Here is a 26,692-nt window from a genome sequence, read left to right as displayed (position 1 = left end):
TTGAAGTTGTAGATGCAAGAGCCCAAATGAACTAAAGCTAATAGTCATTTACTTAATCTCTGATTAAAGAAATGACTATTAGGTATGGTTATGTTAAATAGACCCCAGTCATTTCTCACTAATGAGAATTCTAATATTATTCATGCTCCTTATATTAAGTTGGTTTAGGGACATGAAAAATAGAAAATACACAGAAAATATATGTTTTCGGGAATTTGAATGCGGACTATCGATAGAGGAAGCGGCAAAACTTTGTTTTAAAAGTGTGAGAACAGTCAAAAAATGGGATAGGGGTTCTCCGATACCAAAAGAGTGCAGACGTTTAATGAGGTATCACGCAAAAAAGCAATTAAGCCATCACAAGGATTGGGAAGGCTTTAAAATCACAGGGAACAGGCTCGTTCTTCCAGATGGTGAAAGAGTGACGCCTCAACAACTTATCACCGGATTGGCATTAATAGAGATAAATACAGACTTGGAAATCGAAATAAAGAGAAAGCTGTTGAAATATGCTCGAATTATTTCCAAAGGATATATTACGCAGAAGAATATAAAAGTCTCATAATAAAAAGCCCTGCATTGCAGGGCATATTTCTAGAAACTAAGCTGAATCAATTTTTCCTCAACATCATATCTATACTTAGAGCCTTTTCTTATTTGCTTCTTAATAAAGGAGCAATATTCTCGGCTTCCAGTATGAGAGACCTTTTTGACAATTGCATGTCGTCCCTTGTGGCGCATAGTAATCATGACATCACAAAAACCATATGACCCATCGTAGTAATGCTTAATCGCCCATTCGACTTGATACTTAATCTGTGCCGCGACTCGGTTATTGTCAGAATCATCCGCGCGTAAAGCAAATGATAGTGACATGAGCACCAGAACTATTATTGTTTTCTTCATAGCCAACCCTTATATTTTTCAAAGAGTTGAACACATGGACAAACACAGTAATAGATCATTTACGAATGGATTCGAGAGGGCTCACTATTTCTATGTTCTAGTACTGTAACGACTTAACGAAACCACATTATCGGACCGCGTTCGAGCGGCAAAATCATCCTGATAGGGAACAGTCTTTGGCTCTTTATCCCAAAGAATGATCTTATATTCATCTGCATAGAAGCAGCCAATAACAGCCGAATTTCTTGGTAAGTAAATCCAGTCTTTCAATGCGTAGTTCGAAAGGTTGTAACCCAAGACCTTTGTAAACTTCACCAGAGTCGAATCTGAATGTACGTCCATTGAATCAATGAAACCGCTAAAACGTACAAATTCCACCTCACCATTAGGTTCAATTACGGTAACTGGAAAGATGATAGGTGGCTTCTCACAACCTGAATCGTCAATAATTTTCGAACTGCAATTTTTTAAGTACCTGATATAAGGCATAACCCACCAATACTGTATATATAAACAGTATTAGTCTAAACCGTAAGTTTACGAAAGTACATATGCAAGAAGAGCGAGGACGGGGGAAGTTATTCACCCCGTATTACTATACGGGATGACCAAATTTGCGCCTTGCTCGGCACTCTCAAGGCTTTGTTGTTGAAAGATATCATGTTCCAGTAGGAGAGCGCCCCACTGATGCTGTAAGGCTCTGCGAGGGTTGGTCTAGCAAGAAAGGAGGTGATTTTTCAAGAGTCTTAATCGTGTACCGCTTCGCGGGTATCGGGCTGACAAACCGCATCAACCCCTTATGTGTAGCGATGAGCCCTAATCCCTGCGGGGCTAGAGCTGCACCTCAACCGAAGCAAAGCCGACCTTTGAAGCAGATTCGACAGCCGCATCAATTGTCTTAAACACTCTCTCTCCACCTCTTTGTGCTTGCATTACATGCTTATCACACATCAATAGGTAACCTTTGCCCATAGGCGACTGGCAAACAACGGCTTTTTTCAGTGAACCAGCATCAAATAACAATTTCAAATCTTTAATTTGCATCATCAAATCTCCATTTTGATTTATTATACCTCGATACTGGCTACTTATCAAAATCAAATTTTGATTATTCAATTTAAGTTTTTGAAAGACCGGATAAGGCGCAATGCTCATGGTGCGTGTTTCGTGCCGAACCATCGCACCCATAAGCATTTGCGCCCTTTATCTATGCTTTTTCTATCTTAAGCAGGACAGTCAATGTTTTGCTTTTCTCAGTCCCACTTTCTGATGAGAACAGGAGCCCGAGAACGGGAATATCACCAAGGACAGGGACTTTTGACTCTAGTGTCTGCTTCTCATTGGATGTCATGCCAGCCAACGCAATTGTTTCTCCAAACTTGGTCTTGAGTGTGGTCGAAATTCGACGCTTACTTGTGACAATGTCACTAGCCTCCACAGACTTATCAACCCGACTGAGTTCCTGATTGATGGTCAGGGTAATGTCACCCTCTGAGCCTATCACTGGCTTGATGTTCAGAAGTAGCCCCACATCTTTGCGCTCGATGGTCTGAAAGGGCTTGTCACTGGATTCGCCATCTTGCTTATATTGCCCTGTCAGAAAGGGGACTTCCTGACCGACGCTAATCAAACCAGAGCGACCATTGAGCACGGTGAACGACGGCTTAGACAGGATTTGTGTTTTCCCGTTTTGCTCCATCCATTTCACGTAAGCGGTGAGGTCTGCACTGTTACTTGTAAAGTTTGCCAGCGCACTGGTGACACTAAGAGGCGACCCGTTAAAGCCAACCTGAACCGCCCCAGCGCCAGCGGATAAATCCACAGTGCGCTCTTTGGCATCTCCGGTGGTATGCTCCAGTATCACAGCGGTGATTTTAACTTGGTGCTGAGGCGTATCGATATGAGACAGCAAGTTGCTCACGTTCGAGAGCATGGACGTGGGCGCGGTAATCATAAGAACGGTATCCGCCAGAATGGAATCGACGTGCGTCACCCCTTGCACTTTCCACGTGGAGGACTGCACCTCTAACGATTTGGCGATAGAGGGGGCAATGTCTTTGCCTGATACGTGCCTGAGTTTGAAGGTCTTGGTTGTGACAATATCGCCGGATTTCATTTGGTTGCGCGGTGCAACCCGAATCACGCTATCGGTCTCGACGTAAGTCAGATTGTGGGCTCGCATGACACTAAAGAACACATCGCGGAAGTTTGCAGCGCTCTGCACGCGATAAACCTTTACCTGGCCATTTACCTCTGGGTCAACAATGATGGTCTTATCAAACACGGTTGATGCAACCAGAAAGAACTCACCCAATGTTTTGCCGGCCAAGTTGGACGACACCTGAGCATGAGCAGAAGAGGTGATAAGCAGCAGTACAATAACTAACACTCTCATTAGAATATTCCTTTTACGTTTTCTGGTGTGGCTTTCTTGTCCTGGGTGTTGGATTTCTTGAGCTTCCTGCCATCTGCATTGGGCTGGAACGGGTCAAAGAATCCATTCTCTGCAATCACTTCACAGTACATTGCCTCAATGTCGTAGCTGGTCATTTGCTGGGTAAAGCACTCACAGTTGGATGTTGTTTTGACACAGGTCAGGCGAGGATAGGATTGCGCTTCACGGGTTGCGGAATCGTAGACCGGAGCTGACCAAGGGACAGCGGTGTGTCTTGGTACGTATTTGGATATGTAGGTCTCGATAGGCTGATTATGCGTTGCGCCTCCCTGAGTCGTTTGGGTCGATGTTTCGCCACCCTCTAGCGTGGTTTCTTCGGGCTCTGGGTCAAACAGGACATTGGCAAACAGGGGAGTCTGAAATACACCAACAACCCCACCAATCAGAAGCAGCAGCGCAAACGCCCCCATTTTGAGTGCCTTTTTCATGGACGCAGACAGACCGACTTTCTGAGTGTGGTCGATAGAGCTCAGATACAGCCCGTAAAACTTCTTATCCCGAAGCACCTTGTTACTGCCTACTTTGCGCAGGTCTGCCTTGGATGACGGGTCAAACAGGTTGTTGTTGTGATAGCGCTCTAACCAGTCGCCCCCAAGAAACTCAAAATGCGTATAGTGCGCAATCCGCCTCCGGATGAACTGGTCAACGTCTCGGAAGTCCTGAGATATATAGACGAGGTCTTGCCCGTTATGGCGGTGCGTTGCGACAAATTCCACGTCAGGCGGTGGGGTCTTGGAGGACTGGCGCGTCCCCCAGATATTTTGCACCTCATCACACAATATGACTGAGCCAGACGGCAGTTCGTGTATCAAAGTCGGGTCATGAAACTGAGTCCATGAGAGCCCCATTTCTTTGATTCGCTCGCCCGTCAGCTCATCCTCAGAGATACCTAGTACCTCGAGGGACTCGTTAAGCAGATCCAAACGCTGCTTTGATGCGACCTTTTTAAACCAAGCCAGCCAGAGAGCAACAGGGTCATGCTGTTTGTATTCGTAAGCGAGATAAGGGAAGTCGTCCAGCGTAGCCAGACGATGCTCTTTATCGATACGCTTGAGTTTGTTTTTCAGCGCCGTGTTGTTTTCGTTCGCAGGGTAGTGAACCCCGTAGAGCCAGCCTTGAAAGCTGTCACAGGCATCATAATCAAGAAGCAGAACACGTATGCCATGATAGTAAACCGGACGATTGGCAAAGTGCTCATTTTCAATGATGAACTTGATTGCGTTAAGTGACTTGCCCGTACCCGGTGAGCCACTGAATCCATGTAACATATTAACCTCACAGAGCGTTAGGGTCTGATGGTCTGCGCCATCTCGGACGATAGCCCGTTGCACCCATCATGCCGTTAAGAGTGAATGAGAACACCATGCAAGTAATGGTTGCGTTGATGGCTTCCGGCAGTCCTGACATGGCAACAATCGCCATGACCTCAGAGCTCAGACTGTCGATATTGCTTTGGATGTGTCCGACCAACTGGTCGATAGCCAGTGATACGCCTGTATAGGCGACAAGTGAAAAGCCCACCGACACCGCAACATAACTCACCAGACCGCGAATAATTGAAGGGATGAGCGGCACAATGACCGTGGCAAAGAATGTAATTAGATAAGGCATTTAGAAGACTCCCTGAGAACGTCCGATGATGCCAAGCCCAGATATCCAACCGAACAGAATAACGATAGGGCGGTAAGTGGTGACCGCATCACACAGTGGTTGATAGGGCAGAGAGAAAGTTTTGCTCATAGAGCCAATGGTTATGGTGAACGTTCGGTCTGGCGGGCAGCTACCGTGAGCACTGACACCATGCCCGTTCATGTACTTCATATCCATGTTGGAGAAGTCTTGAGTCTCGTCCTGCAGGATGGCAGCAACATTATCAACCTCAGTGATGGGCTTAAGTGCAGTTTCAAGTTCTTTTAAGTCGTCTTCAATGCAGTGCTCTTTGTACTGGATATCAGCCAGCAGGCACTGGATGACATCGCCCTTACAACTGAATTTTTCTTGCTCACAACTGTAAGAGGCAGCTGCTTTGCCATCGCCACAGTCTTCACCTTCTTTACATTCGCCATCACCAGAGCCGCCACCGGAACCACCTCCACCGCCGCCAGCAGGGGGACCCGTAGGAGGCTTGGGTTTCGGGTCAGGATTGGTATCACTACCACCTCCACCTGTACCGCCATCACTGTTATCACCACCGCCACCGGAGCCCCCGTCTGGATTAGGGTCGGTCGGGTCAGTGGGGTCTGGATTGGGGTCGGTTGGGTCGGTAGGGTCTGGCGTAGGGTCAGTTGGGTCGGTAGGGTCTGGTGTAGGGTCAGTGGGCTCAGTAGGTGCGCCACCGCCACCGGAGCCGGAACCATCACAAGTGTCACCCGTTGCAATGTAAGAGCCGAAACAGGAATTATCATCACAAGCAAAACCACCGGAAGAGTGTAGCTTTCCTTCACAGCCATTTGAGCAGACATAAGCAACTGGCGAAGTCCCAACAGGGAAATCCTTTAAGCCCATGTTTGTGCCAGCCTCAGGACATTGGCTTGGCTCTGGAGTCGGGTCAGGCGCGTTAGGGTCTTCCGGAAAAGGGTCGCCAGATGGTGCCTCACAATTTTTCTTTCTGTGACAACCGTCTGGGTCATCCTGACTAAAGTCCAAATTAACCGTCAAGACGCATTTCGTTGCCTTGTCATTAACAATATCAGACGGCTGATGGCGCATTGAAAGAACGGTGACAGGCATGTCAGAGGGATACTGGTCTATCATCTGATAAAACTGCTCATTGGCTTGCTGACACGTCTGACCGACAAAAGTTTTTAAACTCGCGCTAGCCTTAAATGAAACCAAGAACAGCAATAACAAGACTGAAAATAGTTTTATGTTAGTCATCAATTCCCCCAATGTAAGATTGCAAACCCAAGCAACAGAACAATAATTACGTATGTATCGACAGTGATTCCCATATTCCACCTCGAATAAAAAAGGGGCACGAATGCCCCAGAGTTGAACAAGTGAAGGTGTGATTAACTGCCGCCGATTTTTCCCCATACTTTCTTAAGTACAGTCAGACCCAAGTAAGCCGCACCCATAGCACCAATCGCCGCGAGACCTGTTGCGATAACGGTCACCGCATCACCGACATCGACAGAAGCGTTTGCTGCGAACGAGCCAGCCATACCAGCGGTCAGAATGACTTTAGGCGCGAATTTTTTAACGATATTGCGAATTTTCATATTACGTTTTCCTTATTAACGAAGTTTTTTCCACACCCAGCAGGTTGCCAAGAACGTGAGCGTATAGGGCGCTAGCGCTTGGAACTCTGCTAGGGTCATAAATTGCGGTGTTATCTCGCTGAGTAGCACCGACTTAAATCCAGTGGGACAGAGGTTATTTACAATCTCACTTTCACACACGAGTACATATTTCATTGCAGCTCGCTAGGGTTGCTCTTTATTGCTGGATGACCTTGAAATCAACCACCCAGTTACGTTGTAGGTTTTCAGGGTTGAGGTCGATGTGACACTCAAGTTCGAGAGGGAACTGACCCTCTAATTTGGCTAACTCAGTGAGCAGTGTTGGGTTGGTGTGGCACATGTCCAACTGGTCTTGCATCAAGCCGATGCGAGTACATTGACCGTTCGCCGATTGTGTCCAGCCGTCGTTCTTTTTCAGCACGTTCAACTTGGCGAAGTCATAAGGACGTTGTTGCTTTGAAATGCCAGAAGAATGCTCAAAGCCAAGAACGGTTAGGGTTACTTTGTTAGCCATAATCTAAATCTCCAGATTTTTGTAGAGTGGTTAATTGACCGACTGGAAGGTTTAATCGGTCGGGTATATCAGATTGAATATCAAAGCCTTGGGTCAGTTTTTTGATGACCTCATCAGGCGATTCGTACAGGTGAGCCAGTACATTGATGAGTTTTCCGTACTGCACCTTTGCATGCTTCACCATGTTTTCTAAATTGGTGTTGAACACGACCTTAGAGGTCGAGATTCGAATAGGTAGAACGTCTTTAATCAACGTTGATAGAGCAGGGTACGACCCCGAAAAATATGGGTCTGGGTCTATCAGAATATCCAATGGAATCACTCGGTCACGGTTGCCAATTTGCACCTCAAACCGATTCCACTCTGGGTACTCTTCGCACTTCATTTGTGCGCCCTTGTGATAGGCACGAAATACCTTGCCATTGGAGCGGTCACCCACGTAAAAGGTGCGACCTCGGTCTGGTTTGAGTCCGCATTTGCGATGGTCGGTAGCCGTACCGGAGCCGCCCAGAAACTCACCCCAAACGGGCATTTTTCCGCGCATATGAAAGAGTCCGTCTTGATACAGCTCTTTGATGTGGTCGATAGATACCGAGCCTTCCAAATCATCCAGAGCCAAATCGACGCGAGTCAGTTTCGCACCTGGCATTTGATTGAGGCACTTGTGCAGCACTTTGAAATCCACCGCCTCGCAGCCCTTACCAGAGAACGAGACCATGTAACCAAAGTTCTTTGCACCCCAAGCGACTTTCCCAGCCTGAGTGCCGTTAACTAGAAGGTTGGCAGAGTAGCGATAACCAGAGAAACCGCCGCGCTTTTCCAGTGTCCAGACGTTGCCCTCAAAGGTGATTTCAGTATTCAGAAGCTCAAGAAACGATTCGATTTCACCGTGACAAAGCACATCCAGCATATCGATACCGATGTTATAGATAAGCTCGTTGTAACAGTCGTTGAATGACTTGCTTTCATCAATGTGGATGTCTGCTTTAGCCAGCTCATCGTTCAAAGCCTCAAAGTAGAGGTCTTTGTTGGCGTAGTTATCACGCTCATGACAGCCCAGTGTGACCGCTAGACTCTCAGCAAAGTGACTGATTTTCTGTTGCTCACGCTCTTTGATGGCCAGAGGATGCTGGGACTCGAACTGATAAGGCGAGCGCCCAAGTTGAAAGCGTTGTTTTGCCATCTCTTTGCAGCGAGTGAGCAGAGTGGGGCAGCCAGAGAACGAACAGTAATCGATTATTGTGCGTGACATGATGCGCCCCCTTCGAAAGCACCGTTCGCACGTAGCGTAGGTTCGTTTTCATCGGTCACTTCAATGACGTCTTTTTTCGTGTCACAAGCGTAGAGGTACATTTCTTCCGGTGTGTGGAAGTAGTCCGGCTCACCATCAATAGAGCAATGCATGCCGTCGAGTTCGCGCCAGAAATAGACTGTTGATTTAGGCACAACCGATCTCCTTTGATGAAGCAACAAAGGAAAAGACAACATACCCATTACGCTGAGCATAATTTGTGAGATAAGTTATTTCGAACAGAGGAGACTTTCGACCGTGGCAGTCAAGCACAAGAGTATCGCCAACCTTGTAATCACGGTCATTCTTACGAATTTCAAAGGTTTTATCGCCAGACAAAACCGCGTGAAAGAAAGGTGACTCTATTTTTATCTCGTGATGAGTTGGTTTTGTTTTCATGGCTATTTCTCCGACTCGATAAGAGTGGCAAGCTGACCCTCTGGACCAACCGCTCTACGGATAACATCCCATTCTTGGTAAGAAACCTCGCCATCCTCAAATGCCTGTTTGATTAAAGGGCGCGACTCAGGATGTTCAGTGTAAATATCAACCAGCCTGGAATACTTATTCGCATTAACCTCATGCAGAGACAAAATGAAAGGTCCCAAATACATGGACCCGAAAGTGATGACTCCTATAATCAGAATCACCACAACGAAAGGGATGACGTTAGATATGAATGATTGGGCTTGCTTAGCCAGTGATTTCAATTTCATTTTGACGCCCCTTCAATCTGAGTGTTAACAGAATGAATCAGGCGGCGTGTCATTTCGCAGTCAGCCAAGGCGCGGTGGGCGGTGAGGTCAGAAACATCGATATTTTGTTGTTTGCAGGCATTGGTCAGTTTTTGCCAAGCGTAGTCACCGTGGTAAGGATTGATTGCCCCCCAGAACTCGGCATACCAGAGCATCGCGCAATCCACTTTGACGAGTTCAAACATTTCTTCAACAGACTGTATGTAGGCATCGTTACAGTGCAACTTAAGAGATTGAATGATAAGGCGAGTATCATAATCCGAGTTGTAAATGATGATGCCGCGACCATTCAGAAGTGGAAGAAAGTAGGTTGAAAACACTGCGTGAAAGTCTGGGGCGCCAGCAACATCTGAATCCGTGATACCGTGAATCGCCGTTGCTTCAGAGGGTATGGATACCGTTGGTTTCACCAATTCGTTAACCAATACTTTGCCAGTCATTGCACAGATAGCTGAAAACTCAACGATTTGAGCATCATTACCAAGCCCCGTGGTTTCAGTATCAAGAATGACAGCGTTTTCGATGTTTAGTGTTTTCATTTCAACCACCTTGAATAGTTGACATTGAGCGGCTCAGCAGCCCAAGAACGAAAGTTTCAAGGACAGACGACCCAGAACCGCTGAGCCTAAGAGAGAGTCCAAGCCGCCCTTAAAGAGAAAGCGGCGAGGGCATATCCAATTGGTCACCAATATGTGTGACTCGGTGGTAATCTAGTCACAATTTTCTATGACCACAAGTCATAAAAATTTGTGACTTTTGAGCTATGATGGGATTTAGGAGGACTTCAACATGTACCAAAACCAACTGCTAGATGCCTACAAAAAGGCGAATAATTACGTACAAGACAAGCAAATAGCTATGGACATGAACCTGCCTAAGCAGAGAATCAGTGATTTCCGCAAAGGTCGTCGCTATCTCAATGATTCTGAAGCAGTTTTTCTTGCTGAAAATGCAGGTATTGACCCTCAGATTGCTTTAATCGGAATTCACGCAGACAAAAACGAAAATCCTAGCATCAAACACTTATGGGAAGACATCGCAAAAAAGTGTAACGGACAAGGATTAGCAAGAATTTCAATGACTTGCGGAGCTTTATACTTGTCCGCGAACGTTTGCGATTTTTTCGCATTAGGTATTTTATGGTAAATAGAATTATTGTTAAATTGAGTGGCTTTTGAAGGGAAAGGGAGAGCCGAAAGCATCAGAATCGACGTAGACTGACACCTTATTTAACATAATATACATAATACGCACTTAGATTGATTATTTACGTGACTATGATGTTCGCGCTTCAGTCGTATTTTCTGCTTTCAGGTAAGCCACTGGCTCTCTGTCTTTCAACCCAAGATTCAACTGGAACAACTGTAAATCTTGAGCTTTGATAGCTTTCCCATAAGGCGTGATTATCTCATCTCCTCGTATTTTATATCCTCGCCATTCACGAGTTGGCGGTAAAAATCCTCTGTGCTTGATAAGTAATAAACGAGCCACGGGTACCGGCCATCTCTTTGTATCAATCCATCGTTTCAACGTTGGCTCTGTACACCCAAAATACTCTGACGCTTCAGCTAATGAGTCAAAGTTATACAGCAAAAGATCTACTAAGTGCCCTATAGCCAAACCATTTTGAGCAAGCTCATCCTTTAAAGTAAGCTCGTTTTTCTCTTTGCAGAGCCTTTCTTTGAACTGCCGTTATACTTTCTGCTATCATTCTCTTGCATGGAAGTCATCCTTCTCTGTTATGCGATTCAGGGCTAACTGAGTACCAGTCAGTTAGCCCGCTTCTCTGTTAAGCAATCTGCTCACTGCTGTATCGCTTGAATTCAGATAAGCTTTCATAATCAAATACTTTACCTATCGCCCTAAGCAACCGACGGTTATCACTTTTTTCCGTCGTCTTTTGCAGTGATAAAGAAAGTAAATCCGGCATTAAGGCCTGGAGCTCTTGCAGTTTCAAATACGCCAATAGACCCATTAAATTTTCACCTCGACCACTTGCGCTATCGCCAAAAAAGCCTGTTGTATCTTTAAACTGTCCCTGCTTATCCGCTTCAAAATGTTTAACCAGTTCATCAGAAAGCTGCTGTGATTCTGCTGATAATACTGGAGAGCTTTCTTGAACAACTGGTCGTTTAACCAGTGAAAGTACATCCATGACATCGTGAACTAGTTCGATCATAGCTGCACTTACCTCTCTATCATCAACCTTCTCAAGGCTACCAATAGAGTGCTCTATGTTCTCTTTCACATGCTCGGACAAAACTTCTTCATCATCAGGTTGACCGAAGTCATAGCCATACTCTTCATAGAAATTAATCAGCTTTTTCTTGTCACGTAACGTCAACGTACCCTTTTCTTTTTCGAAGTGACTTAAGGTATTACGATTGCCATCTAGTAGCTGTTTACCAACCATGGAAATAGAAAGACCTAGAGAAATTCGAGCCGCCTGGAATTCCTCTCCTGTTACTTTATTTGCATTCATTATGTTGCTCCTATATCTAATTAAGAATGTATTGCATGCATTGCACAGCCCTTGCAGTGCAAGGGGTTGGCAGTTTTTTCATACTGTTGATTTCAAGCGCATGCAAGAGGTAAACACTGGCATGCAACCCAAAGGATTTAGCCGTTTAAGCCAACAACCCAAGTCTGACTGAAGTTATTAGGTTTAGGCTCGACGTTGACGTCGATACTGGCGAAAGGCTTAAGTTGTTGAAATTGAGAAACGCACAACGGGTCAATATCAAGTTGACGTTCTTGATAGCCATTACCCGTTGCGGTCATGTGGGGAGTATTGATTTCTTCGATTGGCATCGCGAGATGAATTTTGCTCATCTCATAAGGGTTACCTTGCCCTTTGTTAGATACACCACTGCGTTGGCTAATGCCCATAAATACAACTTTCATAATGTTCCCTTTTGGTCTGTTGGTAGCTAGATTCCAGTGCTGACTGGATGGACGCTACCAGTGAATAAATCAGGTGTAATATCGTGTTGCGTTAATATCATCTCGCCATCTGGCCAGATAACTAATGAGAGTGCTTTACGCTCGCTGATTGGGATCGCTTTTCCTTCGATAAGAGCATCAACATCAATGTCCTCAGAGAGATTTAATTTCTCTTTAAGATCATCAATCGGACTTTCCGAGAGTCCCAGCTCGTGAGCAAGTCGATGTGACACGCCGTATGCAATGGCTAGGCGTGACATATCTTCAATGTGTGCAGTTGGAGAGAGTGGCTCAACATAATCACTCGGGCATTGACTGTCGAAGTCAAAGTTCAGTACGTGTGCCAATGGCATGCGCTCGCCATCACTCAGGTTTTGTAAGTCCGCTTTAGAGAAGCCAATCGCCATAAGGTCTCGCATATTTCGGTGCAGAGTCGCTTTTGAGCTGTGGGCTTTAAGTTCGTCGTAACCACGGTCACACAGAGTCATATAAAAGCGGAACAGGCGGTCAGCTTTGGCGTAAGAGATGTTGCCTTTAGGTGTGATGGAGTTGTAAGTTGAGCGAAGCAACCCTTTGACTTTGTTGTCGTTATATAGCTCTAACTCATCACCTTGGAACGATTCCAGCAAGTCATGGAACAAGGTTTTGAACATCCATTCACAGAAGCGATAACCGTTCAGTGCTTCGAACTCTTCCGCGTGTCTAATGACTTTCCATACGTTACAGCTACCAATGTGCTTCTTAATAAAACGTTTCTTAGCACGCCCCTCAAAGCGTAATCGGTTAGAGGCGAACTCCTGTAAATCAGGCTTGGATAGCTCATCGATAACACGATTGAAACGGTCGCTACTTCCCTGCTTTGCGCGGCGCTTTAAGTCATTCAGTTGATGCTCTATCTCATCGTGTTTTGTATAAATACACAGTTCGAATGAACGCCCTGCCCCTGGGTTCGATTTAGTGGCTCGATTGAAGTAAAGCGTAGTTTCGTAATCAGAGTTACGGGCTGGCTTGATGTAGCGATTGGAGACGTTGCCCAGTTGCTTGATGGTTTGGCGGAGAATGTCAGGATTGGCACACTTTATGGAATATGTGCAGTCAATGCGGGTCAATTCTGCTAAACCAATGTCCAGCATATCCCATAGTTCTGGCTGTGCTTGCTGTAATGAGTCTAATAGATGCTCAACACATAAACGGAAGTCAGCCGACCCATATACATTATGCCCTTGCATTACCTTAGCCGGAGACGCTTTTATCTGTAGGTATCCCCAGTACACATTAGCTCTGGGCTCTGCATCGAACACCTTACAAGCGATATCGGTGTATGAAGAAGGAATCTTTGACCATGGATGATATAAATCATCGGTACGAACTTCTTTCTTATCATTGACTACGGAAAATTCAACATCGCCACAGGCAATTTTTAGCCCCGTTTCTTCAGACAGCTTTACGTAATCAACAAAGCCGCAATCAGCCATTTGGATAATCACGTCTTTTTTAAAAGGGATGTTGATGTTAAGCATGTCTATCAAGCGAAAAACCTGTCAAGTGTCATATTTGTCATTCCAAGTGACAATCATTGTTCCATATTGGGAATTATCAATCAACAAAAAATGACACTAAAAAGTGACAAATATGGCACCCAAAAATTAAGTAAAAAAAAGTGGGGGTATACTTAGGACAGTAAGTTATTTGGGAAATTGAGTTATGAGCGAACTTCAAGCTAGGGCAGAGAGAATCAAAGAAGCAATTAAAGCTGCAGGCGGATACGAACATGTAAGTGAATGCACTGGCATTAACCTAAGAACTTTAAAAAGGATTGCAGCAGGTCAAACAGACCCTAGATTTTCTGATGTCATAGAGATCTCTCGAGTGACAGGAATTGGCATAAATCACTTTGTTCATGGCGATAACAAGATCGAAAGAATCGGAGAGGCATTTGAAGACATTCCTGATTTAATGCTTAAGGCTTTTGTTGGTCAACAACGACAGACAGAACAAATAATCAACCAACGATTAGAGAAGTTAGAAAGGCTCATTGGGAAGTTCCCATTTAGTGAGCATGAAAAAATACATAGTGCTATCAATGAAGTAACCACGGGCTTTAAAGAAGAAGCTCATAAAGAAACTGAGTCATTAATACAATTTGGCGAATTAATGAGAGAAGTGAAGGATGTAGCAGAAGAGCATTTTACCCCTTCAATAAAAATAGAAGAATCCAAGAAAAAATCAGAATGAAACCATAAGCCGCTATTAGAGCATGCGGCTTTTTGGCAGCATATCAGGGCACTTCAAACTATGTGCCCTGCTTCATCCCCATATTAGAAGTTCAAGTATTTAAGCCATTCCAAGAGCACCTTGAAGAAGCAGATAATTAAACAAAGTAGAGCCTTAACACGTTCAAATTTCATGAATATTCCCCTGTTTTTTTGAAATATACTGCGCAAGGCTATAGGGGCTCGTTTTGGCTGGCATCAACACAAATGTGTCGTATCTTTATGAGCGAAAGTGTGACCAACCGGTCATCAGTTGCTGTGACATAAGAGGGTCGCTTCGCTCCGGCTTAGCAGGGAATGGGGAGTAGAATCTCTTAATAACTGACGCACACTGACCGCGCCCATTAAGTTCAGAGGCATATTTGAGTTAGTCGAGGGGCTTGGTGCCACGCTCTCGCTCCGCAATCGCTTATCCCTGCGGGGCTGGTTATCTAAACGCTGAAAGGGGGATCGATAAACGATCCCCCCTTTCTATTGCGTTCAGTTTTTTAGTAGTCAGCGTATTATGGAAATTATGTGTACGGGCTTTCATTGCAAAGCGGTTCTCCCTCGCCATCTTCACACGCTGTCGCCCTGCTTCGTTCCTCAGCACGCTAGGCGTGGAATCGCTACCTTGCTCCCCCTCCCTTTGCTGCTTCAAGGTCGCCAGTGCTGCGCAATGGTACTGACGACAAACCACTCAACATAATTCCACCTACATAATACGCACTTAGATTGATTATTTACGTGACTATGATGTTCGCGCTTCAGTCGTATTTTCTGCTTTCAGGTAAGCCACTGGCTCTCTGTCTTTCAACCCAAGATTCAACTGGAACAACTGTAAATCTTGAGCTTTGATAGCTTTCCCATAAGGCGTGATTATCTCATCTCCTCGTATTTTATATCCTCGCCATTCACGAGTTGGCGGTAAAAATCCTCTGTGCTTGATAAGTAATAAACGAGCCACGGGTACCGGCCATCTCTTTGTATCAATCCATCGTTTCAACGTTGGCTCTGTACACCCAAAATACTCTGACGCTTCAGCTAATGAGTCAAAGTTATACAGCAAAAGATCTACTAAGTGCCCTATAGCCAAACCATTTTGAGCAAGCTCATCCTTTAAAGTAAGCTCGTTTTTTCTCTTTGCAGAGCCTTTCTTTGAACTGCCGTTATACTTTCTGCTATCATTCTCTTGCATGGAAGTCATCCTTCTCTGTTATGCGATTCAGGGCTAACTGAGTACCAGTCAGTTAGCCCGCTTCTCTGTTAAGCAATCTGCTCACTGCTGTATCGCTTGAATTCAGATAAGCTTTCATAATCAAATACTTTACCTATCGCCCTAAGCAACCGACGGTTATCACTTTTTTCCGTCGTCTTTTGCAGTGATAAAGAAAGTAAATCCGGCATTAAGGCCTGGAGCTCTTGCAGTTTCAAATACGCCAATAGACCCATTAAATTTTCACCTCGACCACTTGCGCTATCGCCAAAAAAGCCTGTTGTATCTTTAAACTGTCCCTGCTTATCCGCTTCAAAATGTTTAACCAGTTCATCAGAAAGCTGCTGTGATTCTGCTGATAATACTGGAGAGCTTTCTTGAACAACTGGTCGTTTAACCAGTGAAAGTACATCCATGACATCGTGAACTAGTTCGATCATAGCTGCACTTACCTCTCTATCATCAACCTTCTCAAGGCTACCAATAGAGTGCTCTATGTTCTCTTTCACATGCTCGGACAAAACTTCTTCATCATCAGGTTGACCGAAGTCATAGCCATACTCTTCATAGAAATTAATCAGCTTTTTCTTGTCACGTAACGTCAACGTACCCTTTTCTTTTTCGAAGTGACTTAAGGTATTACGATTGCCATCTAGTAGCTGTTTACCAACCATGGAAATAGAAAGACCTAGAGAAATTCGAGCCGCCTGGAATTCCTCTCCTGTTACTTTATTTGCATTCATTATGTTGCTCCTATATCTAATTAAGAATGTATTGCATGCATTGCACAGCCCTTGCAGTGCAAGGGGTTGGCAGTTTTTTCATACTGTTGATTTCAAGCGCATGCAAGAGGTAAACACTGGCATGCAACCCAAAGGATTTAGCCGTTTAAGCCAACAACCCAAGTCTGACTGAAGTTATTAGGTTTAGGCTCGACGTTGACGTCGATACTGGCGAAAGGCTTAAGTTGTTGAAATTGAGAAACGCACAACGGGTCAATATCAAGTTGACGTTCTTGATAGCCATTACCCGTTGCGGTCATGTGGGGAGTATTGATTTCTTCGATTGGCATCGCGAGATGAATTTTGCTCATCTCATAAGGGTTACCTTGCCCTTTGTTAGATACACCACTGCGTTGGCTAATGCCCATAAATACAACTTTCATAATGTTCCCTTTTGGTCTGTTGGTAGCTAGATTCCAGTGCTGACTGGATGGACGCTACCAGTGAATAAATCAGGTGTAATATCGTGTTGCGTTAATATCATCTCGCCATCTGGTAAGATAACTAATGAGAGTGCTTTACGCTCGCTGATTGGGATCGCTTTTCCTTCGATAAGAGCATCAACATCAATGTCCTCAGAGAGATTTAATTTCTCTTTAAGATCATCAATCGGACTTTCCGAGAGTCCCAGCTCGTGAGCAAGTCGATGTGACACGCCGTATGCAATGGCTAGGCGTGACATATCTTCAATGTGTGCAGTTGGAGAGAGTGGCTCAACATAATCACTCGGGCATTGACTGTCGAAGTCAAAGTTCAGTACGTGTGCCAATGGCATGCGCTCGCCATCACTCAGGTTTTGTAAGTCCGCTTTAGAGAAGCCAATCGCCATAAGGTCTCGCATATTTCGGTGCAGAGTCGCTTTTGAGCTGTGGGCTTTAAGTTCGTCGTAACCACGGTCACACAGAGTCATATAAAAGCGGAACAGGCGGTCAGCTTTGGCGTAAGAGATGTTGCCTTTAGGTGTGATGGAGTTGTAAGTTGAGCGAAGCAACCCTTTGACTTTGTTGTCGTTATATAGCTCTAACTCATCACCTTGGAACGATTCCAGCAAGTCATGGAACAAGGTTTTGAACATCCATTCACAGAAGCGATAACCGTTCAGTGCTTCGAACTCTTCCGCGTGTCTAATGACTTTCCATACGTTACAGCTACCAATGTGCTTCTTAATAAAACGTTTCTTAGCACGCCCCTCAAAGCGTAATCGGTTAGAGGCGAACTCCTGTAAATCAGGCTTGGATAGCTCATCGATAACACGATTGAAACGGTCGCTACTTCCCTGCTTTGCGCGGCGCTTTAAGTCATTCAGTTGATGCTCTATCTCATCGTGTTTTGTATAAATACACAGTTCGAATGAACGCCCTGCCCCTGGGTTCGATTTAGTGGCTCGATTGAAGTAAAGCGTAGTTTCGTAATCAGAGTTACGGGCTGGCTTGATGTAGCGATTGGAGACGTTGCCCAGTTGCTTGATGGTTTGGCGGAGAATGTCAGGATTGGCACACTTTATGGAATATGTGCAGTCAATGCGGGTCAATTCTGCTAAACCAATGTCCAGCATATCCCATAGTTCTGGCTGTGCTTGCTGTAATGAGTCTAATAGATGCTCAACACATAAACGGAAGTCAGCCGACCCATATACATTATGCCCTTGCATTACCTTAGCCGGAGACGCTTTTATCTGTAGGTATCCCCAGTACACATTAGCTCTGGGCTCTGCATCGAACACCTTACAAGCGATATCGGTGTATGAAGAAGGAATCTTTGACCATGGATGATATAAATCATCGGTACGAACTTCTTTCTTATCATTGACTACGGAAAATTCAACATCGCCACAGGCAATTTTTAGCCCCGTTTCTTCAGACAGCTTTACGTAATCAACAAAGCCGCAATCAGCCATTTGGATAATCACGTCTTTTTTAAAAGGGATGTTGATGTTAAGCATGTCTATCAAGCGAAAAACCTGTCAAGTGTCATATTTGTCATTCCAAGTGACAATCATTGTTCCATATTGGGAATTATCAATCAACAAAAAATGACACTAAAAAGTGACAAATATGGCACCCAAAAATTAAGTAAAAAAAGTGGGGGTATACTTAGGACAGTAAGTTATTTGGGAAATTGAGTTATGAGCGAACTTCAAGCTAGGGCAGAGAGAATCAAAGAAGCAATTAAAGCTGCAGGCGGATACGAACATGTAAGTGAATGCACTGGCATTAACCTAAGAACTTTAAAAAGGATTGCAGCAGGTCAAACAGACCCTAGATTTTCTGATGTCATAGAGATCTCTCGAGTGACAGGAATTGGCATAAATCACTTTGTTCATGGCGATAACAAGATCGAAAGAATCGGAGAGGCATTTGAAGACATTCCTGATTTAATGCTTAAGGCTTTTGTTGGTCAACAACGACAGACAGAACAAATAATCAACCAACGATTAGAGAAGTTAGAAAGGCTCATTGGGAAGTTCCCATTTAGTGAGCATGAAAAAATACATAGTGCTATCAATGAAGTAACCACGGGCTTTAAAGAAGAAGCTCATAAAGAAACTGAGTCATTAATACAATTTGGCGAATTAATGAGAGAAGTGAAGGATGTAGCAGAAGAGCATTTTACCCCTTCAATAAAAATAGAAGAATCCAAGAAAAAATCAGAATGAAACCATAAGCCGCTATTAGAGCATGCGGCTTTTTGGCAGCATATCAGGGCACTTCAAACTATGTGCCCTGCTTCATCCCCATATTAGAAGTTCAAGTATTTAAGCCATTCCAAGAGCACCTTGAAGAAGCAGATAATTAAACAAAGTAGAGCCTTAACACGTTCAAATTTCATGAATATTCCCCTGTTTTTTTGAAATATACTGCGCAAGGCTATAGGGGCTCGTTTTGGCTGGCATCAACACAAATGTGTCGTATCTTTATGAGCGAAAGTGTGACCAACCGGTCATCAGTTGCTGTGACATAAGAGGGTCGCTTCGCTCCGGCTTAGCAGGGAATGGGGAGTAGAATCTCTTAATAACTGACGCACACTGACCGCGCCCATTAAGTTCAGAGGCATATTTGAGTTAGTCGAGGGGCTTGGTGCCACGCTCTCGCTCCGCAATCGCTTATCCCTGCGGGGCTGGTTATCTAAACGCTGAAAGGGGGATCGATAAACGATCCCCCCTTTCTATTGCGTTCAGTTTTTTAGTAGTCAGCGTATTATGGAAATTATGTGTACGGGCTTTCATTGCAAAGCGGTTCTCCCTCGCCATCTTCACACGCTGTCGCCCTGCTTCGTTCCTCAGCACGCTAGGCGTGGAATCGCTACCTTGCTCCCCCTCCCTTTGCTGCTTCAAGGTCGCCAGTGCTGCGCAATGGTACTGACGACAAACCACTCAACATAATTCCACCTACATAATGCGCACTGTTCGGACTAAAAAAGAAAGCTAATAACTCAATTAAATCAAATGATTAGCTTTGCTTTCTGACTGATACCTAAGCGGCATCAAACTTCTCTAATATCTTCTCTAGCTTTTCTATTGCTCGCTGATTCTTAGACCTTTCAGCAATATCGCTAAGACAACCAAATCTACATCTAAACCTAGTAATTGAGCTACCTCTGCGGCAAGTTCATAACTCAATTACCCGTGTTATGACCGTTCTAGTCAATGAAATGTGCCTGCGATCCAATAAAATTGGTGTGGCGACCAAAGACGGCTTTGCACTGCGTTCCTGGGGATTCATTGCTGAACAATGCAATCTACCACTCTGGCGCGTTAAACAGTGCATCAAATTTGCCTATAACAAAGGCTGTATCACGTCTAAACAACCTCGTGAAACTTATACAGGCAAAGACAATCTCCAAAAGTGGTGCGGTTTAGCGTCTATCAAGCGCGTCACTGAGGACTACTTTAAAGACCTCGGTATCTTTGAAGACTACATGGCAGCCAAGCGAGTCTCGAAAGATTGGCTCAAAGCGTACGCTCGTAAGCTTGGATACATTCAAACCCCAATCACATTGCTGCGTATGCGCCGAAGAGAAGCCGTACCGATACCAATCTAGCTAAAACCTTTCTCTATGCGTCTTTATTGGCGTCGAGCGCGTTTTCGCCATATATCAAATGCCCTACTTTTTACCATTGTGACGCCGTCACCACTTCAATTCTAGTCAATTTCTGGGTGAATTCCTCAACCTATCCCCTACTTTCTCACCACTTCTGTGGATAACCCGTTGTATATCCATAATTAACTACTCCTAGTTGTCACTCCTATTTGTTACTCGTAATAACTGGACGTCATAGTCTTCGACTAGAACAAATGATCTTAATAAATCTAAGAAACTTATAACCTTACCCCGAGTAAATCGGGGATAAGTTAATGAAGCGGCGCTTCTTGCTCGCGAGCGAGCTGGCGCCTTACAGATGTTGAAAGTTCAGGTTCAAAGACGATTGGCTTTAGCAGATATTGAGAGGATATAGGCAGTATTATCGCTTCGCGATGGCTTAGCAGAGACCTATAAATGTATAATCAATTGGTTTTATAACAAATTGAGTAAAAATGATGGCTTTTAAAAACACCCATAGTCGTTTAAAAAGATATTTATCTGTTAACTATCTAATTTTAAATAGATGCTTAGGGAAACATTTAGATGAAAGGAATGGTTTTAGTAATCTTTCCCACTTACTAGCAGTTGCTTCAATAGTTGTCATATTGGCATTTTCATTTGCATTAATAATTCTGCTTTTCACTCTTCTTGTTAATTTGCTCAAAGATAACCCTATGGTCCAATGGGTGACTTTATAGGTGGATTCATAAACCCAATGCTAACTTTCCTAATGTTCGTTGGAGTTTTGGTTACTATCGTTATTCAAAGCAAAGAACTCAAACAAAGTACGGAGCAACTGGAGAGGGCTGCTAATGCACACGAAGAAAGCAAAAAAATATATGAATCTCAAGAAGAAAACCTATCTTTGCAAAGATTTGAATCCACATTTTTCTCTTTGCTCGAGCAGCACAACAAATTGCTTGAACAACTGAATGAATGCCCAAAAGGAAGCACTGTTACCAAGTTAGATCGACTATACGACCAAGTAATTGATAGAAATTTCTTCATAGATGAAGCTAAGGGTGACTTTAAATCAAATAACTCTGAATGTAGCCATTACTTTAGAGTTCTATACCAGTTACTAAAATTTGTAGCAACCAATTGTCCAGGGGCTACTGTATCTTCGGCAAGAGATAAAATCCAAGATCATTTGAAGAGTAAAGAAGTTACGGATAATGAAAAATTGTATACGAACATCATTCGATCTTTTCTAAATTACGAGCTAACTCAGCTACTAGCGATAAATTACCTAGCGGATGAGTCCCACAGTTACTATTCCTATAGGCTTCTCATTGAAAGGTACGCGATGTTAGAACATATGCCTATTGAGAATAACTTGATGAAAAGATTGGTACCGCAGTATGATAGAAAAGCCTTTGGTAGTAATGATTTTTTTAGTAGTTCTACTGCAACTAAGAATGATGCGAATGGTGCGGCACCAAAATTAGACTTCACCTGAATAACATTCATTCCATTGAAAATATAATAATCACTTTATACAATATGTGTGATAGATGAAAACCGCTTGGTTTCTTAAATACTCTTTAAGGAACAAGCACATGAAAGACGTTTTAGCTAAAATAGAGAAGGCTCAGGATGAGCTTTCTCAACATTCCCAATCTGATCCCAAATCCCTCCCCGGCTTTTTAAGCAAATTCACCAAACCATTAGAAATCATTCGCGATTACTGGTATGTGCTCGCCATGATTTACATTGATACCTTTGGATTCCGGCGCATGTTGCGCGTGGGCTTTGAGCACTGGCTGGATAAACGATTTGGGAGGCAATAATGGAAGACCCTTACATCATTGCAATTGTGACAGGCTTAATCTCCAGCGTGGGCACTATCGCCGCCATTAAAGTGGACATAGGCTGGATTAAGCTCACTCTGAAAGAGCACGCCAATCGCATCAAGCAGTTAGAAAAGCGACTGGCAGACATAGAAAAAGGCGCGTAATGCGCCTTTTTGCTATCAGTTTTTTGGTCTCGAGACGAACTGGTATCGCTAATCTGCTATCAAATCCAGCTGATCGAGCCGGTTCCTGGACGTCTTTTTGCTATCACTCGCCACCTTTAAATGCTCCAGACTGGACAAAAAATTGTTACTGGCAGAGCGAAGCTGGGAAAGCTCTCTTAATACCTGGCTCAGTTCGCACTCCAGCTTATTGATCTCATTCTGCATCACTGGCACATTTTCCGCCGCTTTCAACACAGCCTTAGTGCTGGCAGATTCGCGATAATGCTTTTTCAGTGTACCAATGATCTCTTCTTGCTTGTCGTCGAGTCTAATCGTCAACGTTCCCATATTCCTCTCCCTGAAATGCCATCAAAATCAATCGATACCGGCTTAAAAATCTTGAAGAATGCTATCAAACCAGCCAGCTGCAGCAACCAGATAAAGCAGTTTTTGCTATCAGGTTAAAAGCCACAATGAAACGCCATGATATTGACTAATTAATTGATATTGTTGAAATACCATTAAATCAACATTAAAAACAGACCCACTATTGACTCAATTGCATACAAACATTATAAGATCTCCTAAAAATTAGGAGTTATTATGAGTACCGTTTCTTGCCCAAGAATCAGTGACAGTCGGCTGGTCAAAATATTTGTAGATGAAGTTTTATCAAATTACGAAAAATTCGGATTTAATAACACTTTACGTGTGATTATAGATATTAGTTCTAATACCTATATATGCACAATTTTAAATACTGAGTCTGGTGAGCACTTACATATTCCAGACATAATTCAGAGAATTAAAGATGAGAGCATTTCTACCTCGTCTATTCAACGCATCTATATACATGATAAAAATATAAGAAATCACAGATTTTCATATAACAGATCTAGTGAATCTCTAATTGATTCAATCGAACTTCCTACAGGTGAGGTTCCAGAAGATATTGTACTCTCACATTTAAAAATTCAAGAAATTCTCTTTAGTTGTGAGAGTATCAACTCAAATGATTTCAACTACGAATCAATGTTGTCGCTACATCACGAGGTACTTTCAAAGCTAGAAAATCACACGGCAAACTTAATAGACAAACAAGTTGAAAGAAATACTAAAATCGAGAAAGAACGAGAAGAATTCATTGCAGCGCAAACCGAAGAATTCGATAACAAAGCTGAAACTCTCGAAAGTTCATACCGAGCCAAGTTAGAACAGCTTGAAACAGAATATAATAATAGAAAATTAGAATTAGATGAAAGACAAAAACTAATCGAGGATTCTGATAATACGACAGCGAGGCGAAAAACTACAACTTCGATGCTTGATGAAGTAAAAGAAAAAGCTAAGAATTTTAATTTCTCTCAAAGTGTACAAAGATATAGTAACGGTACATTTATTTTTGCCGCCTTTCTAATGATAATTGCTATATGGAACACTATTTCATCAATTTCTGAAATTAGGCAACTGCTACATATCACAACGCCAACCGAAACACCAACTGAGATTGGAGGCGGTGTGTCAACTTATATGTGGTTCTTATATACCCGAATATTTTTGGGTTCAGCTCTTCTTGTTTCGTCTCTAATATACATCATAAAATGGTTTAACACGTGGGCAAACAGACTCGCTCAACAAGAGTTGGAAAATCAACAATTTGTCAGAGACCTAAATAGAGCCCACCTTGCTGTTGAGATGTGTTTAGAGTGGGATCAGCAAAAAGATGGTGAAATACCTAACCAACTATTAAATTCAATTACTGAAGGGCTTTTTAAAGATAAAAGTAATACTATCTCCGACGTTTCACATCCAGCAGATCAACTAGCTTCAGCACTAGTAAGGAGTGCTGACAAAATTAAAGTGCCATTTGGTACTGGAGAATTTGAAGTTTCAGGTTCAAAGATCTCAAAAGCGAAAACACCTAAGGCTGCCAACAACGCTGAGACTACAAACGTCTAACAAACCATCTCATTTAGGGCGTATAAGCGCCCTATTTTGATATTTGGTCAACATTAAATTATTTTTCCTTAAATTTTACACATTTAAACTCGCCACGGACAGGTCTATAATACCCTGAAGAAACTCTTGTTGAATTCATATTAAAAATAAATCTTAAAATAAATCTCATTAAATATAATGTAGATAAGAGTGTTTCTTCATTAATAAAAATATCGTAGAAAGCATAATACATAGCTTTATCCTTATAAAAGTTGAATATAATTATCCTCAGTGGATATATTATCAATAGGTTTATCCTATAAATAATAAAGTAGATTTTGAAGTTAAGTATATCCTTTAAAGCTTTGTCTATACCTTTCCTCTATAGGTGAGTGCTATAAATGTAAAAGAGACATTGTCTTATTTCCAAACTCTAGTATTTAAATTTTTTTATACTTTCATCATATCGGTGAGTGTTATAGTAAAAATTACCTAGGGCGCAAAAGCGCCCTATTTTTTTGTCTACGCAACATCAAGTTACTTTTTCTGGTACGGTTTTTTTTTCGCCTGAACTCTACGACGTTCTGACCCAGCGATACTTTGATATCCAGTTCTTGGAGATCATATGCTGAAAGCTCACGTCCTCCTGGGATGATCCTCACGTGAAATACGGTTTCACTGTTATATTTCGAGCATTAAACTGTAATGACGTATAATAAGCCGGCTACCACGACACCAATACCAAAACGAACACCCTACTCTTCCTTTGAAATGAATCTCAATTCCAGCCCGCAGATCTTTTTATCGAAGGATCGGCATTTCATAATCCTCAGACAAAATAACAAATCTGGCTAGGACTATGACAACACTACAAATAATCTTGATTTTGGCTTTCTTCTTTATTCTCTTGGCGCTCTCTGCTGGGAAAAAGCGTAAAGGTGCTAGCGCTTCGGGTAGCAAATACCAATACCAGCCTAAAAAGTACTTAACTACAAAAGCAGAGACATCTTTCTACCATGCGCTTAATAACGCAGTTGGCGACAAATACAGAGTGTTCAGTAAAGTGCGGATTGCTGATGTCATTGCCCCTAAGAAAGGCTTATACAACAAGAAAGAATGGCGAATTGCGTTTAACCAAATTAGCGCGAAGCATTTTGATTACGTGCTGTGCTGCCCTAAAACCTTGGAAATTCTTTATACGGTTGAACTGGATGACGCTTCTCACCAGAAACCTTCTCGTATCAAACGCGATCAGTTAATCGAACACGCTTGTGAAAGTGCCGGAGTAAAGCTTATTCGAGTACCTGTGAGTTCGGGTTACAACCCAGAAAACATTGCCTCACTTTTTGATGAAACCACACCTGAAGCAGCAGCTTCTTTTGCTTAAAACGCTTATTAAATAAGGCTTTATTACCTACACCCTCGCCTTTAGCGACGCATATTCTCTTGTGTTGCTAAAGGTCTCTCTTTTCCATACACCTCTCATAGATCAATGAATGCCAATTGGAAGTCATTGATTAATTTTCGCCCTGCTATTGATATATGAAACAATAAAACAAGACATCTCTCACTGTTTTTGGTCACTTTTTAACCCACCATGTATGACAAGAACAGAGTTAATGAATTCATAAATGAGAATATCTAAATCGAAACTGGCGATTGACCAGATTGTTTATGACCTTTTGAAAGAAAACATTCAACCGGGCTCCTTTCTTAAAGGGGAAAACGAATTGGCACTTGCCATGGGCGTATCGAGAACATCGGTAAGAAGCGCATTACAGACGTTAGCCAGCAAAGGGCTTATTACCATAACCCCCAAGGTGGGAAGTGTTGCTAACACACCAGATAAATGGAACTGGCTGGATCACGACGTTTTGCGCTGGGTGGCTGAATTCAAAGAGTCCGATACCTTTATTCCCCACCTGCTTGAAGTGCGTTTAATGGTTGAACCAAACGCAGCAGCGTTAGCGGCGTTAAATGCCACCGGAGACAACTTAGCCGCTATAGAAAAAGGCTACAACCTGATGGAAACGGGTTTGGCGGAGGGCGACCGAGAGAAAGTCAGACTGGGTGATATGGAATTTCATAAGCAACTTTTAGTAGCGACCAAAAACCCGTTTTTGATTTCGCTTGGTGATGCTCTGACAACAACGATGGCGGTGTCGTTTACCCGAACGCTAGAGCAAAACATGACGCTAAGCCAACCTGCTTTGCAAGATCACTACAAAGTGATGGATGCAGTGCGAATGAGAAACCCCGAACAAGCTCGGGAAACAATGCGCGAGATTGTATTAGACGCAACAAGTAAAACCGTTAAAGAGCTGAAAGCCAGCGATTTGATTCGCTAGCCTGAGTTGC

General features: G+C 43.2%; 31 protein-coding genes and 2 pseudogenes. 11 read left to right on the top strand and 22 right to left on the bottom strand.

Annotated elements, in window-relative coordinates; genetic code table 11:
• Positions 1-172: 172 nt before the first annotated feature.
• The gene (locus tag QMG91_RS08555; RefSeq protein ID WP_281870246.1) at positions 173-565 is read left to right on the top strand and encodes a DUF3653 domain-containing protein; all 393 of its coding nucleotides are present in this window, start codon (positions 173-175) and stop codon (positions 563-565) included.
• A gap of 29 nt (positions 566-594) precedes the next feature.
• Here the strand turns inward: QMG91_RS08555 and QMG91_RS08550 are convergent, their stop codons facing one another.
• From QMG91_RS08550 to QMG91_RS08490, 13 genes are all read right to left on the bottom strand, one after another.
• The gene (locus QMG91_RS08550) at positions 595-906 is read right to left on the bottom strand and encodes a hypothetical protein (RefSeq protein ID WP_281870245.1); all 312 of its coding nucleotides are present in this window, start codon (positions 904-906) and stop codon (positions 595-597) included.
• A gap of 831 nt (positions 907-1,737) precedes the next feature.
• Positions 1,738-2,094: a hypothetical protein gene (locus QMG91_RS08545; protein WP_281870244.1), complete on the bottom strand. Its 357-nt coding sequence runs from the start codon at positions 2,092-2,094 to the stop codon at positions 1,738-1,740.
• 19 nt (positions 2,095-2,113) lie between these two features.
• Complete coding sequence (locus QMG91_RS08540) at positions 2,114-3,301, bottom strand: hypothetical protein (RefSeq protein WP_281870243.1); 1,188 nt, start codon at positions 3,299-3,301, stop codon at positions 2,114-2,116.
• On the bottom strand, positions 3,301-4,629 hold the full coding sequence (locus tag QMG91_RS08535) for a zonular occludens toxin domain-containing protein (RefSeq protein ID WP_281870242.1): 1,329 nt from the start codon (positions 4,627-4,629) through the stop codon (positions 3,301-3,303). The genes QMG91_RS08540 and QMG91_RS08535 overlap by 1 nt, the downstream gene beginning before the upstream one ends.
• 7 nt (positions 4,630-4,636) lie before the next feature.
• On the bottom strand, positions 4,637-4,972 hold the full coding sequence (locus tag QMG91_RS08530; protein ID WP_281830516.1) for a DUF2523 domain-containing protein: 336 nt from the start codon (positions 4,970-4,972) through the stop codon (positions 4,637-4,639).
• Positions 4,973-6,238, bottom strand: coding sequence for a virulence factor TspB C-terminal domain-related protein (locus QMG91_RS08525; protein ID WP_281870241.1), 1,266 nt, complete (start codon positions 6,236-6,238; stop codon positions 4,973-4,975). It lies immediately after the preceding gene.
• Between the two features lie 134 nt (positions 6,239-6,372).
• A complete protein-coding gene (locus QMG91_RS08520; RefSeq protein ID WP_281870240.1) occupies positions 6,373-6,582 on the bottom strand; it encodes a hypothetical protein in 210 nt (69 codons plus the stop codon).
• A gap of 217 nt (positions 6,583-6,799) precedes the next feature.
• Complete coding sequence (locus QMG91_RS08515) at positions 6,800-7,117, bottom strand: hypothetical protein (RefSeq protein ID WP_281870239.1); 318 nt, start codon at positions 7,115-7,117, stop codon at positions 6,800-6,802.
• Positions 7,110-8,369 carry a replication initiation factor domain-containing protein gene (locus tag QMG91_RS08510; RefSeq protein WP_281830512.1) on the bottom strand — a complete coding sequence of 420 codons (1,260 nt, stop codon included), beginning with the start codon at positions 8,367-8,369 and terminating at the stop codon, positions 7,110-7,112. The genes QMG91_RS08515 and QMG91_RS08510 overlap by 8 nt, the downstream gene beginning before the upstream one ends.
• A complete protein-coding gene (locus QMG91_RS08505; RefSeq protein WP_281870237.1) occupies positions 8,354-8,563 on the bottom strand; it encodes a hypothetical protein in 210 nt (69 codons plus the stop codon). Before QMG91_RS08505 ends, QMG91_RS08510 begins: the two co-directional genes overlap by 16 nt.
• A complete protein-coding gene (locus QMG91_RS08500) occupies positions 8,556-8,807 on the bottom strand; it encodes a DUF3850 domain-containing protein (protein ID WP_281870236.1) in 252 nt (83 codons plus the stop codon). Before QMG91_RS08500 ends, QMG91_RS08505 begins: the two co-directional genes overlap by 8 nt.
• Positions 8,808-8,809: 2 nt before the next feature.
• Positions 8,810-9,124, bottom strand: coding sequence for a hypothetical protein (locus QMG91_RS08495; RefSeq protein ID WP_281870235.1), 315 nt, complete (start codon positions 9,122-9,124; stop codon positions 8,810-8,812).
• Positions 9,121-9,702, bottom strand: coding sequence for a 3'-5' exonuclease (locus tag QMG91_RS08490; protein WP_281870234.1), 582 nt, complete (start codon positions 9,700-9,702; stop codon positions 9,121-9,123). Before QMG91_RS08490 ends, QMG91_RS08495 begins: the two co-directional genes overlap by 4 nt.
• 250 nt (positions 9,703-9,952) lie before the next feature.
• Between QMG91_RS08490 and QMG91_RS08485 the strand changes: the two genes are divergently transcribed.
• Complete coding sequence (locus QMG91_RS08485) at positions 9,953-10,309, top strand: DUF3693 domain-containing protein (RefSeq protein ID WP_281870233.1); 357 nt, start codon at positions 9,953-9,955, stop codon at positions 10,307-10,309.
• A gap of 129 nt (positions 10,310-10,438) precedes the next feature.
• Here the strand turns inward: QMG91_RS08485 and QMG91_RS08480 are convergent, their stop codons facing one another.
• The 4 genes and pseudogenes from QMG91_RS08480 to QMG91_RS08465 form a co-directional block, all read right to left on the bottom strand.
• Entirely contained in the window at positions 10,439-10,693 is a 255-nt protein-coding gene (locus QMG91_RS08480) for a DUF3653 domain-containing protein (protein ID WP_281870232.1), read from the bottom strand.
• Positions 10,694-10,952: 259 nt separating this feature from the next.
• Positions 10,953-11,645: a hypothetical protein gene (locus QMG91_RS08475; protein WP_281830282.1), complete on the bottom strand. Its 693-nt coding sequence runs from the start codon at positions 11,643-11,645 to the stop codon at positions 10,953-10,955.
• A 137-nt stretch (positions 11,646-11,782) separates the two neighbouring features.
• The gene (locus QMG91_RS08470; protein WP_345739838.1) at positions 11,783-12,052 is read right to left on the bottom strand and encodes a hypothetical protein; all 270 of its coding nucleotides are present in this window, start codon (positions 12,050-12,052) and stop codon (positions 11,783-11,785) included.
• 21 nt (positions 12,053-12,073) lie between these two features.
• Positions 12,074-13,635 (bottom strand): annotated as a pseudogene (locus QMG91_RS08465) (phage/plasmid replication protein, II/X family); the annotation flags it as partial.
• A 175-nt stretch (positions 13,636-13,810) separates the two neighbouring features.
• Here QMG91_RS08465 and QMG91_RS08460 point away from each other — a divergent pair.
• Positions 13,811-14,341 (top strand): hypothetical protein, encoded by a 531-nt coding sequence (locus QMG91_RS08460; protein WP_281830281.1) that lies wholly within the window; start codon positions 13,811-13,813, stop codon positions 14,339-14,341.
• A 768-nt stretch (positions 14,342-15,109) separates the two neighbouring features.
• Here QMG91_RS08460 and QMG91_RS08455 read toward each other — a convergent pair.
• From QMG91_RS08455 to QMG91_RS08440, 4 genes and pseudogenes are all read right to left on the bottom strand, one after another.
• Positions 15,110-15,556, bottom strand: coding sequence for a DUF3653 domain-containing protein (locus QMG91_RS08455; protein ID WP_281870231.1), 447 nt, complete (start codon positions 15,554-15,556; stop codon positions 15,110-15,112).
• A 68-nt stretch (positions 15,557-15,624) separates the two neighbouring features.
• Positions 15,625-16,317: a hypothetical protein gene (locus QMG91_RS08450; RefSeq protein ID WP_281830282.1), complete on the bottom strand. Its 693-nt coding sequence runs from the start codon at positions 16,315-16,317 to the stop codon at positions 15,625-15,627.
• A gap of 137 nt (positions 16,318-16,454) precedes the next feature.
• Complete coding sequence (locus tag QMG91_RS08445; RefSeq protein WP_345739838.1) at positions 16,455-16,724, bottom strand: hypothetical protein; 270 nt, start codon at positions 16,722-16,724, stop codon at positions 16,455-16,457.
• Between the two features lie 21 nt (positions 16,725-16,745).
• Positions 16,746-18,307, bottom strand: a pseudogene (locus QMG91_RS08440) (phage/plasmid replication protein, II/X family); the annotation flags it as partial.
• A 174-nt stretch (positions 18,308-18,481) separates the two neighbouring features.
• Here QMG91_RS08440 and QMG91_RS08435 point away from each other — a divergent pair.
• The 5 genes from QMG91_RS08435 (at position 18,482) to QMG91_RS08415 (ending at position 22,396) form a co-directional block, all read left to right on the top strand.
• Positions 18,482-19,012 carry a hypothetical protein gene (locus QMG91_RS08435; protein ID WP_281830281.1) on the top strand — a complete coding sequence of 177 codons (531 nt, stop codon included), beginning with the start codon at positions 18,482-18,484 and terminating at the stop codon, positions 19,010-19,012.
• Positions 19,013-19,986: 974 nt separating this feature from the next.
• Positions 19,987-20,397 (top strand): hypothetical protein, encoded by a 411-nt coding sequence (locus tag QMG91_RS08430; protein ID WP_281830279.1) that lies wholly within the window; start codon positions 19,987-19,989, stop codon positions 20,395-20,397.
• Positions 20,398-21,154: 757 nt separating this feature from the next.
• Complete coding sequence (locus QMG91_RS08425; RefSeq protein WP_281830278.1) at positions 21,155-21,898, top strand: putative phage abortive infection protein; 744 nt, start codon at positions 21,155-21,157, stop codon at positions 21,896-21,898.
• 100 nt (positions 21,899-21,998) lie between these two features.
• Positions 21,999-22,229 (top strand): hypothetical protein, encoded by a 231-nt coding sequence (locus tag QMG91_RS08420; protein WP_281830277.1) that lies wholly within the window; start codon positions 21,999-22,001, stop codon positions 22,227-22,229.
• Positions 22,229-22,396, top strand: a complete 168-nt coding sequence (locus tag QMG91_RS08415) for a hypothetical protein (RefSeq protein ID WP_200767248.1) — start codon at positions 22,229-22,231, stop codon at positions 22,394-22,396. Before QMG91_RS08420 ends, QMG91_RS08415 begins: the two co-directional genes overlap by 1 nt.
• A 48-nt stretch (positions 22,397-22,444) precedes the next feature.
• On the opposite strand, the gene QMG91_RS08410 is transcribed toward QMG91_RS08415, so the two are convergent.
• Positions 22,445-22,744, bottom strand: a complete 300-nt coding sequence (locus QMG91_RS08410) for a hypothetical protein (RefSeq protein WP_281830274.1) — start codon at positions 22,742-22,744, stop codon at positions 22,445-22,447.
• Between the two features lie 255 nt (positions 22,745-22,999).
• Between QMG91_RS08410 and QMG91_RS08405 the strand changes: the two genes are divergently transcribed.
• From QMG91_RS08405 to QMG91_RS08395, 3 genes are all read left to right on the top strand, one after another.
• Positions 23,000-24,355 carry a hypothetical protein gene (locus QMG91_RS08405; protein WP_281830272.1) on the top strand — a complete coding sequence of 452 codons (1,356 nt, stop codon included), beginning with the start codon at positions 23,000-23,002 and terminating at the stop codon, positions 24,353-24,355.
• A gap of 838 nt (positions 24,356-25,193) precedes the next feature.
• On the top strand, positions 25,194-25,721 hold the full coding sequence (locus QMG91_RS08400; protein ID WP_281830270.1) for a DUF2726 domain-containing protein: 528 nt from the start codon (positions 25,194-25,196) through the stop codon (positions 25,719-25,721).
• 244 nt (positions 25,722-25,965) lie between these two features.
• Positions 25,966-26,682, top strand: coding sequence for a FadR/GntR family transcriptional regulator (locus tag QMG91_RS08395; protein ID WP_045964177.1), 717 nt, complete (start codon positions 25,966-25,968; stop codon positions 26,680-26,682).
• Positions 26,683-26,692: the final 10 nt, after the last annotated feature.

This window comes from Vibrio nigripulchritudo, assembly GCF_027924785.1.
In the GTDB taxonomy this organism is placed as follows: domain Bacteria; phylum Pseudomonadota; class Gammaproteobacteria; order Enterobacterales; family Vibrionaceae; genus Vibrio; species Vibrio nigripulchritudo.
The sequence above is the reverse complement of the archived record's forward strand: the minus strand, read 5'-3'. Positions and strand labels throughout refer to the sequence as shown.

What these genes read in the sequence shown, in the direction of transcription:
- QMG91_RS08555 (WP_281870246.1), top strand. Translation starts at nt 173, where the DNA reads ATGAAAAATAGAAAATACACAGAAAATATATGTTTTCGGGAATTTGAA.
- QMG91_RS08550 (WP_281870245.1), bottom strand. Translation starts at nt 906, where the DNA reads ATGAAGAAAACAATAATAGTTCTGGTGCTCATGTCACTATCATTTGCT.
- QMG91_RS08545 (WP_281870244.1), bottom strand. Translation starts at nt 2,094, where the DNA reads ATGGGTGCGATGGTTCGGCACGAAACACGCACCATGAGCATTGCGCCT.
- QMG91_RS08540 (WP_281870243.1), bottom strand. Translation starts at nt 3,301, where the DNA reads ATGAGAGTGTTAGTTATTGTACTGCTGCTTATCACCTCTTCTGCTCAT.
- QMG91_RS08535 (WP_281870242.1), bottom strand. Translation starts at nt 4,629, where the DNA reads ATGTTACATGGATTCAGTGGCTCACCGGGTACGGGCAAGTCACTTAAC.
- QMG91_RS08530 (WP_281830516.1), bottom strand. Translation starts at nt 4,972, where the DNA reads ATGCCTTATCTAATTACATTCTTTGCCACGGTCATTGTGCCGCTCATC.
- QMG91_RS08525 (WP_281870241.1), bottom strand. Translation starts at nt 6,238, where the DNA reads ATGACTAACATAAAACTATTTTCAGTCTTGTTATTGCTGTTCTTGGTT.
- QMG91_RS08520 (WP_281870240.1), bottom strand. Translation starts at nt 6,582, where the DNA reads ATGAAAATTCGCAATATCGTTAAAAAATTCGCGCCTAAAGTCATTCTG.
- QMG91_RS08515 (WP_281870239.1), bottom strand. Translation starts at nt 7,117, where the DNA reads ATGGCTAACAAAGTAACCCTAACCGTTCTTGGCTTTGAGCATTCTTCT.
- QMG91_RS08510 (WP_281830512.1), bottom strand. Translation starts at nt 8,369, where the DNA reads ATGTCACGCACAATAATCGATTACTGTTCGTTCTCTGGCTGCCCCACT.
- QMG91_RS08500 (WP_281870236.1), bottom strand. Translation starts at nt 8,807, where the DNA reads ATGAAAACAAAACCAACTCATCACGAGATAAAAATAGAGTCACCTTTC.
- QMG91_RS08495 (WP_281870235.1), bottom strand. Translation starts at nt 9,124, where the DNA reads ATGAAATTGAAATCACTGGCTAAGCAAGCCCAATCATTCATATCTAAC.
- QMG91_RS08490 (WP_281870234.1), bottom strand. Translation starts at nt 9,702, where the DNA reads ATGAAAACACTAAACATCGAAAACGCTGTCATTCTTGATACTGAAACC.
- QMG91_RS08485 (WP_281870233.1), top strand. Translation starts at nt 9,953, where the DNA reads ATGTACCAAAACCAACTGCTAGATGCCTACAAAAAGGCGAATAATTAC.
- QMG91_RS08475 (WP_281830282.1), bottom strand. Translation starts at nt 11,645, where the DNA reads ATGAATGCAAATAAAGTAACAGGAGAGGAATTCCAGGCGGCTCGAATT.
- QMG91_RS08470 (WP_345739838.1), bottom strand. Translation starts at nt 12,052, where the DNA reads ATGGGCATTAGCCAACGCAGTGGTGTATCTAACAAAGGGCAAGGTAAC.
- QMG91_RS08460 (WP_281830281.1), top strand. Translation starts at nt 13,811, where the DNA reads ATGAGCGAACTTCAAGCTAGGGCAGAGAGAATCAAAGAAGCAATTAAA.
- QMG91_RS08455 (WP_281870231.1), bottom strand. Translation starts at nt 15,556, where the DNA reads ATGCAAGAGAATGATAGCAGAAAGTATAACGGCAGTTCAAAGAAAGGC.
- QMG91_RS08450 (WP_281830282.1), bottom strand. Translation starts at nt 16,317, where the DNA reads ATGAATGCAAATAAAGTAACAGGAGAGGAATTCCAGGCGGCTCGAATT.
- QMG91_RS08445 (WP_345739838.1), bottom strand. Translation starts at nt 16,724, where the DNA reads ATGGGCATTAGCCAACGCAGTGGTGTATCTAACAAAGGGCAAGGTAAC.
- QMG91_RS08435 (WP_281830281.1), top strand. Translation starts at nt 18,482, where the DNA reads ATGAGCGAACTTCAAGCTAGGGCAGAGAGAATCAAAGAAGCAATTAAA.
- QMG91_RS08430 (WP_281830279.1), top strand. Translation starts at nt 19,987, where the DNA reads ATGACCGTTCTAGTCAATGAAATGTGCCTGCGATCCAATAAAATTGGT.
- QMG91_RS08425 (WP_281830278.1), top strand. Translation starts at nt 21,155, where the DNA reads ATGCTAACTTTCCTAATGTTCGTTGGAGTTTTGGTTACTATCGTTATT.
- QMG91_RS08420 (WP_281830277.1), top strand. Translation starts at nt 21,999, where the DNA reads ATGAAAGACGTTTTAGCTAAAATAGAGAAGGCTCAGGATGAGCTTTCT.
- QMG91_RS08415 (WP_200767248.1), top strand. Translation starts at nt 22,229, where the DNA reads ATGGAAGACCCTTACATCATTGCAATTGTGACAGGCTTAATCTCCAGC.
- QMG91_RS08410 (WP_281830274.1), bottom strand. Translation starts at nt 22,744, where the DNA reads ATGGGAACGTTGACGATTAGACTCGACGACAAGCAAGAAGAGATCATT.
- QMG91_RS08405 (WP_281830272.1), top strand. Translation starts at nt 23,000, where the DNA reads ATGAGTACCGTTTCTTGCCCAAGAATCAGTGACAGTCGGCTGGTCAAA.
- QMG91_RS08400 (WP_281830270.1), top strand. Translation starts at nt 25,194, where the DNA reads ATGACAACACTACAAATAATCTTGATTTTGGCTTTCTTCTTTATTCTC.
- QMG91_RS08395 (WP_045964177.1), top strand. Translation starts at nt 25,966, where the DNA reads ATGAGAATATCTAAATCGAAACTGGCGATTGACCAGATTGTTTATGAC.